The following is a 14,706-nucleotide window of genomic DNA, read 5'->3' on the forward strand; positions in this document are numbered from 1 at the left end:
ATGCGAATCAGTCGTATTCGTTGGAAACCATTGCTGGCGGCACTTCCTGTTGAAAATCAGGCTTGCCGCTTAAATTGCTAACCATTGCTGGCTGGGCTTCGAGTTGGAAATCGGGCTTCACGCCGAGGAACGATGCAGACCGGCGGATGATCTCCGAAACCATCGGTGCTGCGTTAAGACCTGCGGTTGCGCTGAACTTGCCTTCTTCCGGCTTCGGTTCGTCGATGATGGTCAGCACGACATAGGTCGGATCATCCATCGGAAATGACGCCAGAAACGCGTTGAAGCGCACGTCCTTCGAGTAGCGGCCATGCACAACCTTTTCCGCCGTGCCGGTCTTGCCGCCGACGCGGTAGCCCGGAACAGTGGCCCGTTTGCCGGAGCCGCCCTGAGCGGTCGCGTTGAGGCGATAGAGGTAACGCATATCCGCAGAAACCTGTGGATGAATGACCTGCTTGGCCACCTGATCAGCCTGAGCCTGCGTGCGCATCAGGAAAGTCGGCTCCATCAGCTTGCCGCCATTCATCAACGCAGCCGCACCGACCGCCGTCTGCAACGGCGTCGTCATCATGCCGTGGCCAAACGAAATGGTCATCGAATGGACCTTCTTCCACACACGCGGTTCAACGGGACGCGCCACTTCCGGCAACTCCGTCTGCATGCGGTCGAGAAGGCCGATCTTCTTCAGGAATGCGCGATGGCCTTCAATGCCAACGGCATCCGCCTCACGGCCCGAACCGATATTGGACGAGAAGATGAAGACTTCCGGCAGCGTCAGCCAGCGGCCCTTGCCGTGGAAGTCACGGATCGTCTGGCGACCGAACACCAGCGGGCGGCTGGCATCGAGTTTCGACTGCAGGTTGAACTTACCGGAATCGAGCGCCATCGCCGTGGTAAAGCTCTTGATGGTCGAACCCATTTCATAGGTGCCCGCCGACATGCGGTTCAGGCGGTCCTTGTCCAGAGCATGGACCGGGTTGTTCGGATCAAAATCCGGCACCGATGCCATGGCGATCACTTCGCCGGTCTTGACGTTCAGCACCACAGCACCGGCAGCAATTGCCCGGTAGCGTTCCATGGCCTTGACGAGTACGTCACGCATGATGTGCTGCACACGAATATCGATCGAGAGGCGCACCGGCTCCAGCGACTGTCCGGTCGCAAGGCCGACAGAACGCAGATCGGTCAGCCCCTGACTGTCGATATATTTCTCCATGCCCGCAATGCCCTGATTGTCGACATTGACGAGACCGAGGATATGCGACGCGGTCGGGCCACCCGGATAGAAGCGGCGCTTTTCCGTACGGAAGCCGATGCCCGGCACGCCGAGCGCCATGATCTGGCTCTGCTGGCGGGGCGTCAGTCCACGCTTGATCCAGACGAAACCGGCGCCACTTTTCAAACGCTTATATGTCGCTTCCCAATCAAGATCGGGCAGCACCGTCGACAACATTTCGATGGTTTCGTCGGGATCGACGATCTTGCGCGGCTCCGCATAGAGCGAAGCAGTCTTGATGTCGGTCGCGAGGATTTCGCCGTTACGGTCGAGAATATCCGGGCGCGACGCGAGCTGGTGAACCGCCGGGCCTGCATTATCCTCATTTTCGCCGCCGATGACACCGAAATAGATGAGCTTGCCACCCATCACACCATAGATGCCGACAAAGCAGGCGATCGCCATCCAGAGACGATTGCGCGCGCGGTTGCCATGCTTTTTGCGCGAGCCGACAAACGCCATGTTGCCGGCCAGCTTTTCATCGCCAACCGGCTCAACACCGTCATCTGCCTGCATATTCTTTTTCCCGAAAAGTCTCAGCCGCATGATCAGTGCCTCGCCCCGCTTTTCTTGACGCTGCCGGTCGTGATGGCATCCTTTTCAAGCACGCCGCTTGCAAGCAGTTCGTCGCTGCCGGAGATGATCTTCTGGATATCGTCAACCGGACGTTCCGGAATTTCGTGGACACCCAGCACAAGCTGTTCGGCTTCGATCGGCTGGAGGTTGAGTTCCTTTTCGTAGACACCAACGAGACTTTGCAGGCGACCAGGCTGGGTCATCAATGCCCAGTCGGCGCGCAAGAGCGTGATCGTGTCCTTTTCGGAGTCGATCTGTCGCTTCAGCTTGGCGATCACCGCGATCTGCTTTTCCGCGTCATATTTGATCGTGTAGGTGACGGTCGCCGCCACCAGCATCGCCGCTATCATGATGATGTCGAAAGTACGCAGCACTCGTTCAACTCCGGGCCAGTTCGTTCGTCTCGGGCAGTTTGGGCAGTCCGAAAAGCGATAAATCGTCTTCCAGTGGCGGATTTTCCGTCCTTATTCCAGCGCGCAGCTTCGCCGAGCGCGCACGTGGATTTCGTTCTTCTTCCTCTGCGGTCGGGCCAACAGCGCCCTTGACCGCGGGCGTAAAGCTCGGCAGACGGACATGTGTTTCCGGCAGATGACGCGATCCGGCACTACCGCCGGCGCGGTCAGCGAAATAGCGCTTCACCATGCGGTCTTCGAGCGAATGGAAGGTCACGACAACCAGCCGGCCGCCCGGTTTCAGGATGCGTTCGGCAGCAAGCAACGCCCGCGCCAGTTCGCCCAACTCGTCATTCACATAGACCCGCAGCGCCTGAAAAACCCGCGTCGCCGGATGGATGCGATCCTTCGGATTGCGTCCCACCAGCGTTTCGATGGCATTGGCAAGATCGAGCGTACGCGTGAAAGGCTGTGCGGTCCGGCGCTTGTCGATCATGCGTGCAATGCGGCCTGCATGGCGCTCTTCGCCCAGAAAATTGAAGATGCGGGCAAGATCACCGGTCTTGAGACGGTTCACCACATCGGCAGCGCTTGGTCCTTTTTTCGACATGCGCATGTCGAGCGGACCATCCTTCTGGAAGGAAAAGCCGCGCTCGGCCTCATCGATCTGCATCGACGATACGCCAATATCGAGCACAACGCCGTCCACCTTGCTGCCTGCTCCCTTAACCTTCGAGACTGCTTCATCAAGAGCAGAGAACCGGGACTCGACCAGATCGAGCCGGCCCGGAAACTGCTTTTCCATCGCCCGCCCGGCTTCGATTGCGGTCGGATCGCGGTCAATCGCGATCACGTCCGCTCCCGCTTCCAGTATGCGACGCGTATACCCGCCAGCACCGAATGTCCCATCGACAATCACTGCGCCAGATACAGGCTTCAGGGCGTCGATCACTTCGGCGATCAGCACCGGAACGTGACGGACTTCAGCCCCTTCGGCTTGAGAATTGTCTCCGCCGAGGCTTGCCATCATTCCGATCCTTTCCCGGGTACTTGGCCCGTTTTTAAAGCGTCTCGCGCTTCAATCTTTTGTTTTCACGCATGTTTTGTTCCAAAATCGGTTCCCAACTTCAGGAAACATGCTTTCGTGTTTTGCTTGCGGATTCCGCCCATTTGCCGTCAACGTGGCGACATGGCGGATTCGTTCGTCAGTTATCGGATATTAAGCTTAATGAAGCGTTATCCTTTGGCTCAGCACTTCTACAGAACTGTGCCAGCCCCATAATTTTCAACAGGGATTTTTTGAAGGCGGTTTGCGCTCAGCAGTTGCCCGAAAACGGACATTTGCTTCAATCCAAATGCGATGGACCCACACACTATGCATCACAAGCTTATGATTTGTGATGCCCCGCCCCCGGTTGACGCCCTCCCATCATTGGCATATTTAATGCAAATAGTTTGCAACTGCATAAACACCCAAGGCATTGAGTATGGCACCCCATGGAGCAGGCCCCTCCGGCGCTGGCGAAGTAACATTTGAAGGCTGGCGACGTGATCGCGGCGAAGCATCCATGTCCGATGTCCACCGCTCGATCCGAGTCAATCGTTCAGGTTCAAAGTTCCGTCGCGCACTTTCCTTCTTCGGTCCCGGCTATCTGGTAGCCGTTGGCTATATGGACCCCGGCAATTGGGCCACCTCGCTCGCTGGTGGCTCTCGCTTCGGCTATACGTTGCTATCCGTTGTGCTGCTGTCCAATCTTATGGCCGTGCTCCTGCAGGCGCTTTGCGCACGTCTTGCCGTCGCAACCGGCCGCGATCTGGCACAGGCTTGCCGCGATGCCTATCCGCGCTTTCTCGCATGGCCGCTCTGGTTCCTGGCCGAACTGGCAATCTGCGCCACCGATCTGGCGGAAGTCATCGGCACCGCCATCGGCCTCAACCTGCTCTTCGGCATTCCGCTGGAAATCGGTGTCATCATCACTGCTGCCGATGTGCTTCTGGTTCTTTATCTCCAGAACAAGGGATTTCGCCGTGTCGAGGCGCTCATCATCACCCTTCTGGGCGTGATTGCGCTCTGCTTCCTTATTCAGATTCTGATGGCGCAGCCGCAATGGGGCGCAGTCATCAAGGGCTTTGCGCCAACAACCGACATCATCCGCAATCCGGACATGCTTTATATCGCCCTTGGTATCATCGGCGCCACGGTCATGCCGCATAATCTCTATCTGCATTCGGGCATCATCCAGACACGCGATTACGGCCACACGACCGCTGAAAAGCGCGAAGCCATACGCTATGCGACGCTGGATTCCACCATTGCGCTGACATTCGCACTCCTGGTCAATGCATCGATCCTGATCCTCGCTGCGGCAAGCTTCAACGCCACCGGCAATACCGGTGTCGAAGATCTCGACAAGGCCCATGCTCTTCTGAACCCGCTATTGGGATCGGCCCTCGCACCAACACTTTTTGCGATTGCGCTTCTCTGTTGCGGCCTGAACTCGACCATCACCGCGACGATGGCCGGTCAGATCGTGATGGAAGGCTTCATCGACATACGTCTGAAGCCGTGGCTGCGCCGCGCGATCACCCGCTTCGTGGCCATCGTTCCGGCTGCCGTCGTGACGATCATGTATGGTTCGCAGGGAACGACCGAGCTTCTGATCCTGTCTCAGGTCGTGTTGAGTCTTCAGCTGCCCTTTGCCATCATTCCACTCGTCATGTTTACGGCGGAGAAAAAGAAGATGGGATCGTTGGTCGCTCCACGCTGGGTGACGATTCTTGCCGCCATTACCGCTGCGATCATCGTCGTCCTGAACATGAAGCTGATTTACGATTTCATGTCCGGCGTGCCAATTTAAGCCCCTCCCGAGGCTCTTGGAATGGGCGGTTCCGTATCGCGGAGCCGCCCATTCTTTTACTTCACTGCCGCGTTGCCACCGTCGGCATAAAGCGCTGAACCAGCGACAAAACTCGACATCGGGCCTGCCAGGAACAGCGCTGCCTGCGCGATTTCTTCAGGCTGGGCGATCCGCTTCATCGCATGCAGGCCTGCGGCCCATTCCTTCTGCTTTTCATCTCCACCCATCGGCGTATCAACACCGCCCGGCAGAAGCGCATTCGCCCGGATGCCACGGGCGCCGTAATCAGCGGTTATGCCCTTGACCATCCCCATGAGAGCTGCCTTCGAGGTTCCGTAAACCGACATGCCGGGAATGCCAACGCTCGTGCCGACAAATGTCGAGGTGAAGACAATCGAGCCGCCGCCCCTTTCGAGCATCAGCGGAATTTGCGATCTCGCTCCCAGAAATGCCGAGGTCAGATTGCCCGCCAGCACCCCTTCCCAATCATCGGGCACGATTTCGGCAAGCGGCGCGATAGGGCCTACAGTACCAGCATTGTTGACAGCTATATCAAGCGCGCCGAATTTATCCTTCGCTGCCGTAGCAAGTGCCTCATGCGTTTCAGCTTCTGAGACATCGCCCGCAACACAATGCGCCTTTCCGCCAAACGCCGCGATCTCCTCCGCAACACGTTCCAGACCGGCAAGCCCGCGAGCATTCAGCACAAGGGCTGCGCCCTCTCTGGCAAAAAGCAATGCAGTGGCACGTCCTATTCCGGATGATGCGCCGGTGATGATTGCGACCTTGTCTTTCAAACTGGACATACTGAACCTCCGTGATTTCGTGGAGGTTCCAATTAAAGTCTCGGCAGTAACGCAACTATCCGTTTCTTGCGTTTGAATGCTGAAGCAGTCGATTAGGAGCATTTCCAGCAAAAACATGAAACGGTTTTGCGTAGGGCAATGCGACAAAACAAACAGTTGGAGCGGGTCCAACGCTTCTTTTAAAATAGAAGCCGCTCTAGAGAAAATTGTCAGTCGGTCTGTAAGCCGGGTTCTGTATGGCCGGGCTTTCGCCCGACGTGGCAGCCATTCATCTGGGACGGATGTCGCCACCCGCCTCGTGCAACCCACCCGGACGGCTGATCCGGAAACCGATTGCCGGCCCTTGCGAGCCAGCGCGCCGTCCCTATTCGGTTTTGCTCCCGATGGGGTTTACCGTGCCGTCTGCATTGCTGCAGACGCGGTGGGCTCTTACCCCACCCTTTCACCCTTACCCCGTCATCCCTGCCGTTTCATTGCGCAACGGTACGGAAGACGGGGCGGTCTGCTTTCTGTGGCACTTTCCCTGGGGTCACCCCCGCCGGGCGTTACCCGGCATCGTGTTTCCATGGAGCCCGGACTTTCCTCACCTGCCGCCTTTCGGCATATGACAAGCGCGGCTGCCCGACCGACTGACAGCGCGCATATAGCAACGATAGCGGAACAGTGGAACCGGATTCCGGAAAAAATCTGCAGTCACCGGAAACAGAAAAGCCGACAGTGTCTCCACTGTCGGCTTTTCGTTCACATCAGGCGGCCTGTACTCTACGCGACCGCCGACGTAAATCTGCATTCGCATCCTGAAAATGCATCAGAGAGCGCGCATATAGGCCTTGACCGAGCTGCAATATTTCGCCGAGGTCGGGTTCATACGCTTTGCACCGTGACCGGCATTGTACTTCAGGATCGTGCCGCAAGTGCTGCCGCCGCCGAGCTTCTGCGCCTGGGCCAGATACTTCATGCCGAACTGGATGTTCGTGGAAGGCTCATAGAGACCCTTGGCTGAACCCGTGTAGCCGAGGCCACGTGCGGTCGAGAGCTTGATCTGCATCAGGCCGATTTCACCGGCCTTGCCACGCACATTCGGCTGGAAATTGCTTTCGTGACGCACAACCGCATGGGCAAGTGCGGAAGGCACGCCATAGGTCGATGCGTAACGATTGATGATGCTTGAATAAGCGCCGCCGCTCTTGGCGTTACGGGCAGTCGTGTCCTTCGACTGCGAACGCTTAGCAGCAGAACCCTTGCCCGTAGAATTCTTGGCAGTCGGAGCCGCACGGCGGCTGACGACCGATGCCTTCTTCGGCGCTTTGGTTGGCTTTTCCGCCTCGGCAGTCTTGTTCTGCTGGCGTGCCTTGAGGAGAGCTGCGAGGTTGGTCGGTTCAGTTGAAGGGGCACTCAGTGCTGGATTCAGGCCAAACGAACTCATCGCGCCAACAAGGGCGCAAACAACAACAAATTTAATTTTCATAACCTACCGTCTTGGAACGTTTCTTTTCTCAGACTGTCTGTCTTGGGTAAAAACAGTCCTGTTTTTTGATCCCGCCCGATATGGGTTGTCAGGCCCTTGTCCGCTGGGATTGAGCGATGAAGTGCCGGGCAAATGCAGCCGAAGATTGGTTGTAAAAGTAAAATAGTCTTACAGGTTGTAACATTCGTGATTCACACAAACGCGGCGTAAACCTTCGTCACAACCCTTCTGCAACCGGGCTGAATCGATCTATTTTTATGAAATCATTACAGAAATACGAATCAACGCTGGATAGAGAGATTAACCGCCCGCATCTCGTCAAGCGGTAACATTCTGCAGGGAAAAAATTAGCCTGTAGAGGGTATCTATAGTAGATACATCGGCCACCCCGTCCACATTTTGTGTCCGAAAATGTCGCTGAAAGGCCTTAATCACAGTCTCGGTGCCTTCATCGAAGACGCCAGTGATGGCGATTTCGTAGCCATATAGTGCCAGCATGGATTGCAACGCCTCGACCGGCTGGCCGTTTTCGCCACGTGCCAGAAACCGCCCGCCGCGGATCGACGTCGGCTCGATATAGTGGCCGATACCCGCCTCGTGGAGCCGCTTCCAGGGGAAGTTATGGCCCGGGTCTGTCTTGCGCGAAGGTGCAATATCGGAGTGGGCCAGAATATTTTCCGGCTTGATGGTATAACGCTCGCATATATCGCGGCAGAGGCGGATGACCGCATCGATCTGCGCATCCTTGAACGGCGGATAGTCTTCAAGATTACCCGGATTGACGATCTCAATGCCGATGGAGGCCGAATTGATGTCCGTTTCGCCCTTCCAGAAGCTCTTGCCCGCATGCCAGGCACGGGCCTTTTCCGAAACCATCTGCACGATCCGCCCGTCTTCATGGACAAGGTAATGCGCGGAAACTTCCATATCTGGCGATTTAAGAACCTGCACGGCCTCTTCGGCAGTCGCCAGACCGGTATAATGGAGAATGAGAAAGGCGGGCACCTTGCCGTCGCGACGCGGACCGAAATTGGGTGACGGATCAAGCGTTGCACCGGCAAAATCGGGCCGGTCAAGCGCCAGCTCCCGCAACAACTCGCTCTCGATTTCGCGCACGCTGCTCATGCAGCCTCCAGATTCTTCTCAATGCTTGCCCAGGCAGCGTTTATCGCTGCCAGACGCCTGTTGGCAATGGTTATGAATTCAAGCGGCAAGCCCTCTGCCACCAGCCGGTCCGGATGATGTTCCTTGACCAGCGAACGATAGCGCTTGCGGGCCATCTCGAAGGAAACGCCGCGCTCCAGCCCCAGAATGGCATAAGGATCGTCAGCACCGCGCTGGACATGCCGGATCGAGATACGATCGAAAGCGACTTCATCATAGCCGAAAATATCCGCAACGCCTGCAAGGAAGGCCATCTCTTTTTCATGCACATAGCCGTCAGCGGTGGCTATATGAAAAAGACCGTCGAGGATATCCTCAAGCAGATGGCAATCGGGTTGTCCTTCACTACACAATCCGGCGAGCTGACGCGCATAGGATTCATAGCCAGCGACATCCTGCTTGGCGAGATCGTAGAGCCGCGCAACATGCGCCGTCTCTTCCTTCGGCACGGCGAATATATCCTGAAAGGCGCGGATTTCGTCCTGTGTGACGACCCCGTCGGCCTTGGCCATCTTGGCTGAAAGCGCGATCATCGCAATGGAGAAGGCCACCCGGCGCCGTGTATCGGCGTCACCTTCGAAAACGGTGCGCACGGCTTCGATAACGCCAGTAATGGCATTCGACGCCACGTAAGTGACAAACTCACCGATGCGAACCCAAATCGACATGGGACTTTTCTATAGAATTCCGAATGAACTGAAAACCGCCCAGGCGAGCGAAAGTCTAAAAAACAAACATTTAGAAAGAATATCAGGACATTGGCTTAGATTGTTGCCGAGTTCCGCAACGAACGCTTATTGCTGGGGTTCGCGTTCGTCGAAGGAACGCTGTGCGGCCGTGGCTGCTGCTTGTCCAGCCGTCTGTGCCTGCTGATCCGTTTGACCGACAGATTTTGCCGCGGCAACGGCATTGGTCCGTGCGCGTTCAATGGCTGCTGCCTTCTCTTCCGGGCTCACCACACCGGAACTGTCGCGGAGCGACTTGACCAGATCGGGGCCTTTCTCCGTGCTTCCACTTTCTGCCGGTTTGGCAGGCTGCGATACAGCAGCGGCGCCCTGCTCGCTGCCATTCGTAGTGGCAGCAATCTCGTCGTCTCCTTTGCCGCAAGCGGCAAGCACAACAAGAACAATCGCAGAGATGAAAAACAGGAAGTTACGGTTCATGACAAAAGCCATAACCGAACCGAGCCTGCGTTGAAACACGGAAAACGCAGAATGCCCGTCTTTTCCCGACATGGTTGCTTTAACGTTCATCTCAATCCTAAAACCATTGGCTTAAAGCCATTGGTCTAAAGCCTTTGACCGAAGCCTATTGGCACGAATGGCGACCCGGAAACCGGATCGCCACCCGCATGCTAGTGCATCACGACTTCCCAACCTTAGTTGGAAGGCGCTGTCCCTGTACCTGGCGCCGGGGTAGCCGGTGCCGGAGTTGCCGGGGCTGGCGTCGTCGTCGTGTCATTGTTCGAGGGCGCTGCCGGCGCGGATGGTGCCGGTGCGTTGCTCGTGTCGTCCTTCTTGTCATTGCACGCTGCAAGGCCGAGAAGCGATACGGCGGCGACAGAAGCAATCAGAAACTTCTTCACGTTGGCTCTCCTTCCTAGATCAGGCTCGTTGGCCTGGTTTCAGGCATTAAATGGCAATATTGCCAAACGCCTCTCTCTGTTTTCTCCGTGCGTGACCGGTTGATCCGGCCAATCACCTTTACGGTCACTCATCGACACAGAAATCCCGTCGACTCGGACCGTCACACAAGAAAACGGCAACGGCGCGAAAAAGTTCTCTCAAATAGTCTTACCGACCGTAATAAAGCGACAGTATTACAGGCGTATAGCCGCATTCATCTGGTTTAAAAACCCGCAATTAATTCGTCACGCCCCTGTCATTGGACGATGTTTAACTTGGCAAAATCAAAGTCGGGATTCGTGCATTAGGGGAATTTTTGATGACACAGCAAGCATCAGCCGACACAATTCTAAAGCAGGCCGTGACCCAGAACAGCGCCCTCTCGCGGGCAGGCTTTTCTGAAAGGCTGTTTGCCTGGCTGTTCAAAGGGCTGGTCTATCCGCAGATATGGGAAGACCCGGAAGTTGATATGGCAGCTCTGGCTATAGAGCCGGACCATCGCATCGTCACCATCGCGTCCGGCGGATGCAATGCCATGTCCTACCTGACCGCCGATCCGGCACGTGTGGAGGCGGTCGATCTCAATCAGGCACACGTCGCGTTCAACCGGCTGAAGCTTGCGGCTGTCAAAAACCTGCCCGACTACGATGCATTCTACCGATTTTACGGGAAAGCCGACGACAAGACCAATCTTGCCGCCTACAAGCGCTTCATCCGCCCGCATCTGGACAGCGAAAGCCGCGACTATTGGGAAAAACGCAAATGGAATGGCCGCCAGCGTATTTCCATTTTCTGGCGCGACCTCTATCGCCACGGCTTGCTTGGCGTCTTCATCGGCATGGGCCATCGCGTGGCGCGCCTCTACGGGATCGATCCGCGCGACATCTTGAAGGCGCGCACAATGGAAGAGCAGCGTAGCTTCTTCGACACGGCGCTTGCCCCGCTCTTTGAAAAACGCATGGTGCGCTGGGCCACGGCCCGCAAATCATCCCTTTTCGGACTGGGCATACCGCCACAGCAATATGATGCCCTTGCCACTGCAGGAAACGGCGACATGGCGCTTGTCCTGCGCAGTCGTCTTGAGAAACTCGCTTGCGGTTTCCCCCTTACCGACAATTATTTCGCCTGGCAGGCGTTCGGGCGCGGCTATAGCGGCAATGAGGAAACCGGGCCTCTCCCGCCCTATCTGTCACGCTCCAATTTTGAAACAGTACGCACACGCGCTGATCGCATGACCGTACAGAACGCAAGCTATACCGATTTTCTCGCTGCCAAGCCTGCGGCATCCGTCGACCGCTATATCCTGCTGGATGCGCAGGACTGGATGAATGACGAGCAGCTCAATGCCCTCTGGAGTGAAATCACCCGTACGGCAGCACCAAATGCCCGTGTCATCTTTCGTACCGCAGCCGAACCGAGCCTGCTTCCAGGACGGGTGGCACCGCAGATTCTGGATCGCTGGGAATATCAAGCCGACGAATCCCGCACCCTGCACGACCGCGATCGCTCGTCGATCTATGGCGGGTTCCATCTTTATGCGCTGAAGGATGCCTGACATGTCGCGCAGCCCATGGAGCGTTCAGGGTATAGACCATGCCAACCTCATGGATCGGGTCTACCGTCGTCAGCGACACTTCTATGACGCGACCCGCAAATACTATCTTCTGGGTCGCGACCCCATGATCGCAGGACTGTCCGTACCCAAGGACGGCACAGTTCTGGAGATCGGCTGCGGCACCGGCCGCAATCTGATAAAAGCTGCAGAAAACTACCCCGATGCAAAACTCTTCGGCATCGATATTTCAGCAGAAATGCTGGATACGGCACGCCGGGCGGCGGAGCGCGCTGGCATCGAAGATCGCGTCCGGCTTGATCGTGCGGATGCGGCCCAGTTCGATCCAGAACGACTGTTCGGGCAAGCTGGCTTCGACCGGATTTTCATTTCCTATGCCGTATCGATGATACCGCAATGGCAGTCGGTCATTCGTGAAAGCATCCGGCACCTCAATGCGGGCGGAGAATTGCATATCGTCGATTTTGGCGATCAGGCCCGGCTGCCGCGCTGGTTCGGAAAGGCACTCTTCCAATGGCTGGAATGGTTCCATGTCACACCGCGCAGCGACTTGTTCGCGGTTTGCGACCAGCTTGCGCAGGAACGCAGTGCTGTCGTTGAGAAGCGCATTCTTTATCGCGGCTTTGCCTGGATAACGGTTGTTCGTTCGACAATGCCACCCTCTGCCACAGATTAGCACCAAACTTGCCCGCCAGACTGGTGACGTCCGCCTCCGGATCGCGTAACCGTTAGAGGACTGATTCGCGACACGGAACCACTATATGAACCGTCTGGCCAGCTGCAGCATTCTCGCCCTCGGCGCTTTACTTCTCTCCGCCTGCACGACGGTGGATTACGACTTTTCCGACGTAAAGAAATCGGGCAGCTCGGTGGCCCGGATCGCACCGCCGTCCGGCTCGGTAAAGGCACCGCGCTTCGGTGATCGCGACCCGCACGACTGGACCGGCAAAACGCCCTGGCACTATCCGATCCACGGCACAGACGTTTCCAAATATCAGACCAACATTGACTGGAGCGCCGTGCGCGCCAGCGGCATTTCCTTCGCCTTCATCAAGGCGACAGAGGGCGGTGACCGCGTCGACGACCGTTTCAAGGAACACTGGAACGGCGCCCATCAGGCAGGCATCGCACGGAGCGCCTATCACTTCTACTATTTCTGCCGCCCGGCCATCGAACAGGCCCGCTGGTATATACAGAACGTGCCGCGTGATCCGAGCGCGCTTCCACCCGTTCTCGATATGGAGTGGAACCCGCAATCGCCAACCTGCAAGCTGCGCCCCAACGCAGCCGTTGTGCGCAAGGAAATGCGCATCTTCCTGCAGGCGCTGGAAAAGCATTACGGCAAACGCCCGATTGTTTACACGACGGTCGACTTCTTCGATGACAACGACTTGCGGCAGATGGCAGACTATCCGTTCTGGCTGCGCTCCGTTGCCGGTCATCCGGACGAGAAGTACGGCCCGCATCCGTGGACGTTCTGGCAATATACCGGCACCGGCTCCATTCCCGGCATTAAGGGCGACGCCGATATCAATGTCTTCGCAGGCGATGCCAACTCGTGGAAAAAGTGGCTGGAAAGCAACAAGGTCCGCTAACACGGCGCAGTTTGGCAGTTCACACCAAGTTTTGCTTCATTTCCGGGGCTTGTTGGGGCAATAGCTAAAACAATCCCCGAAAGGGAGCCTTTTGCTCCCAATCTATTAGTGTGAGTTACCAATGAAGTTTTTTGCTTCAGTTATCGCAGCCGCCTTGCTTGCATCGACAACCATGTCGGGTGCACAGGCCGCCGCGTCTCCGGCGCCTGCTGCGACGCCAACTGAAAACACCGTCAATCTTCCCAAGCCGGAATGCGAGATCGATTACGGCCAGTGGATGGACAATCTGACCAAGGAAGCCCGCGACGCCGGTGTCGGCGAAAAGGGCATCGCCGAATTGCACAAGGCCATGCTTGAGCAAAAGGTGCTTGATCGCGACCGCAAGCAGACTGTTTTCAACCTGACCTTCACCGAGTTTTCCAAGCGCCTCATCTCGGAAGCGCGTTTGAAGAAGGGCCGTGAAAATCTGGCCAAATATGCCGACGTCTTCAAGAAGGTTGAAGATACCTATGGCGTTCCGGGGCCAGTCCTTGCCGCGTTCTGGGGGCTTGAAACCGACTATGGCGCCATTCAGGGTGATTTCGACACGCTGAATGCACTTGTCACCCTCTCCTATGATTGCCGCCGTCCGGATCTGTTCCGCCCGCAGTTGATTGCCCTTCTCAAGCTATTCGATCAAGGCGTCGTCGATGCAGCAACAACCGGCGCATGGGCTGGCGAAATCGGCATGATGCAACTTCTGCCGAAGGATTATCTTGAACGTGGCGTCGATGGCGACGGCGATGGCAAGGTCGATCTGAAGAGCAGCGTTCCTGATGCCATGATGACCGCAGGCCGCATGATTTCGGAACTCGGCTGGAAGCGTGGCCAACCTTGGCTGGAGGAAGTTCGCCTGACCAAGGATCTGCCTTGGGAAGAAGCGATCCGCACCAACCGCAAGCCACATTCCTGGTGGGCTGAGCAAGGTGTGATGGGCCTCAACGGTCCACTCGGCCCCGATGATGGCGACGCGTCGCTTCTACTGCCGCTGGGCCGCAAGGGACCGGCTTTCCTGTCCTATCCCAACTTCGACGTGTTCGTGGAATGGAACAAGTCCATCGTCTACGCCACAACGGCTGCTTATTTCGCAACACGTCTGGCTGGTGCACCTGCCTTCGATCCGGGCAATCCAGTTCCGGGTCTGACACAGGACCAGCTAAAGGAACTTCAGACCAAACTCCAGGCCCGCGGTTACGACATGGGCGGAAAGATCGACGGTGTGTTCGGTCTCCTCACCCGCGATGCCGTGCGCGCCGAACAGATGCGCCTTGGAATGCCTGCCGATTCATGGCCGACACAAGAGCTTCTCGATAGGCTCTGATCTCGACAAGGCG

At 57.0% G+C, this 14,706-nt stretch carries 14 protein-coding genes and 1 other RNA gene; 5 read left to right on the forward strand and 10 right to left on the reverse strand.

Annotated features, from left to right (window positions below; translation table 11 throughout):
* Positions 1-7: 7 nt before the first annotated feature.
* The 3 genes from CES86_RS06110 to rsmH are packed head-to-tail and all read right to left on the reverse strand — an operon-like array spanning position 8 to position 3,274.
* The gene (locus CES86_RS06110) at positions 8-1,822 is read right to left on the reverse strand and encodes a peptidoglycan D,D-transpeptidase FtsI family protein (RefSeq protein ID WP_040129181.1); all 1,815 of its coding nucleotides are present in this window, start codon (positions 1,820-1,822) and stop codon (positions 8-10) included.
* Between the two features lie 2 nt (positions 1,823-1,824).
* Positions 1,825-2,226 (reverse strand): cell division protein FtsL, encoded by a 402-nt coding sequence (ftsL, locus tag CES86_RS06115; protein ID WP_010659722.1) that lies wholly within the window; start codon positions 2,224-2,226, stop codon positions 1,825-1,827.
* 4 nt (positions 2,227-2,230) lie between these two features.
* Positions 2,231-3,274 (reverse strand): 16S rRNA (cytosine(1402)-N(4))-methyltransferase RsmH, encoded by a 1,044-nt coding sequence (gene rsmH, locus CES86_RS06120; protein ID WP_012091742.1) that lies wholly within the window; start codon positions 3,272-3,274, stop codon positions 2,231-2,233.
* A 457-nt stretch (positions 3,275-3,731) separates the two neighbouring features.
* On the opposite strand from rsmH, the gene CES86_RS06130 reads away from it, so the two are divergent.
* Entirely contained in the window at positions 3,732-5,102 is a 1,371-nt protein-coding gene (locus tag CES86_RS06130; RefSeq protein WP_010659720.1) for an Nramp family divalent metal transporter, read from the forward strand.
* 56 nt (positions 5,103-5,158) lie between these two features.
* On the opposite strand, the gene CES86_RS06135 is transcribed toward CES86_RS06130, so the two are convergent.
* From CES86_RS06135 to CES86_RS06165, 7 genes are all read right to left on the reverse strand, one after another.
* Complete coding sequence (locus tag CES86_RS06135) at positions 5,159-5,908, reverse strand: SDR family oxidoreductase (RefSeq protein WP_094513926.1); 750 nt, start codon at positions 5,906-5,908, stop codon at positions 5,159-5,161.
* Positions 5,909-6,113: 205 nt separating this feature from the next.
* Positions 6,114-6,541: RNase P RNA component class A (rnpB, locus tag CES86_RS06140), an RNA gene on the reverse strand.
* Between the two features lie 175 nt (positions 6,542-6,716).
* A complete protein-coding gene (locus CES86_RS06145) occupies positions 6,717-7,376 on the reverse strand; it encodes a lytic transglycosylase domain-containing protein (protein WP_010659717.1) in 660 nt (219 codons plus the stop codon).
* Positions 7,377-7,694: 318 nt separating this feature from the next.
* On the reverse strand, positions 7,695-8,501 hold the full coding sequence (locus CES86_RS06150; protein WP_012091739.1) for an N-acetylmuramoyl-L-alanine amidase: 807 nt from the start codon (positions 8,499-8,501) through the stop codon (positions 7,695-7,697).
* The gene (locus CES86_RS06155; protein ID WP_012091738.1) at positions 8,498-9,208 is read right to left on the reverse strand and encodes a J domain-containing protein; all 711 of its coding nucleotides are present in this window, start codon (positions 9,206-9,208) and stop codon (positions 8,498-8,500) included. The genes CES86_RS06150 and CES86_RS06155 overlap by 4 nt, the downstream gene beginning before the upstream one ends.
* Before the next feature lie 126 nt (positions 9,209-9,334).
* Entirely contained in the window at positions 9,335-9,793 is a 459-nt protein-coding gene (locus CES86_RS06160; protein WP_012091737.1) for a hypothetical protein, read from the reverse strand.
* A gap of 125 nt (positions 9,794-9,918) precedes the next feature.
* Entirely contained in the window at positions 9,919-10,125 is a 207-nt protein-coding gene (locus tag CES86_RS06165; RefSeq protein ID WP_010659713.1) for a hypothetical protein, read from the reverse strand.
* Positions 10,126-10,484: 359 nt separating this feature from the next.
* On the opposite strand from CES86_RS06165, the gene CES86_RS06170 reads away from it, so the two are divergent.
* The 4 genes from CES86_RS06170 to CES86_RS06185 all read left to right on the forward strand — a co-directional run bounded on the left by CES86_RS06170 (position 10,485) and on the right by CES86_RS06185 (position 14,693).
* Entirely contained in the window at positions 10,485-11,720 is a 1,236-nt protein-coding gene (locus CES86_RS06170; RefSeq protein WP_094513927.1) for a DUF3419 family protein, read from the forward strand.
* Between the two features lies 1 nt (position 11,721).
* Positions 11,722-12,414: a class I SAM-dependent methyltransferase gene (locus CES86_RS06175; protein WP_010659711.1), complete on the forward strand. Its 693-nt coding sequence runs from the start codon at positions 11,722-11,724 to the stop codon at positions 12,412-12,414.
* A gap of 85 nt (positions 12,415-12,499) precedes the next feature.
* Positions 12,500-13,333, forward strand: a complete 834-nt coding sequence (locus CES86_RS06180; protein WP_094513929.1) for a glycoside hydrolase family 25 protein — start codon at positions 12,500-12,502, stop codon at positions 13,331-13,333.
* A 121-nt stretch (positions 13,334-13,454) separates the two neighbouring features.
* Positions 13,455-14,693, forward strand: a complete 1,239-nt coding sequence (locus tag CES86_RS06185) for a lytic murein transglycosylase (protein ID WP_012091733.1) — start codon at positions 13,455-13,457, stop codon at positions 14,691-14,693.
* Positions 14,694-14,706: the final 13 nt, after the last annotated feature.

Source organism: Brucella lupini (assembly GCF_002252535.1).
In the GTDB taxonomy this organism is placed as follows: Bacteria; Pseudomonadota; Alphaproteobacteria; order Rhizobiales; family Rhizobiaceae; genus Brucella; species Brucella anthropi.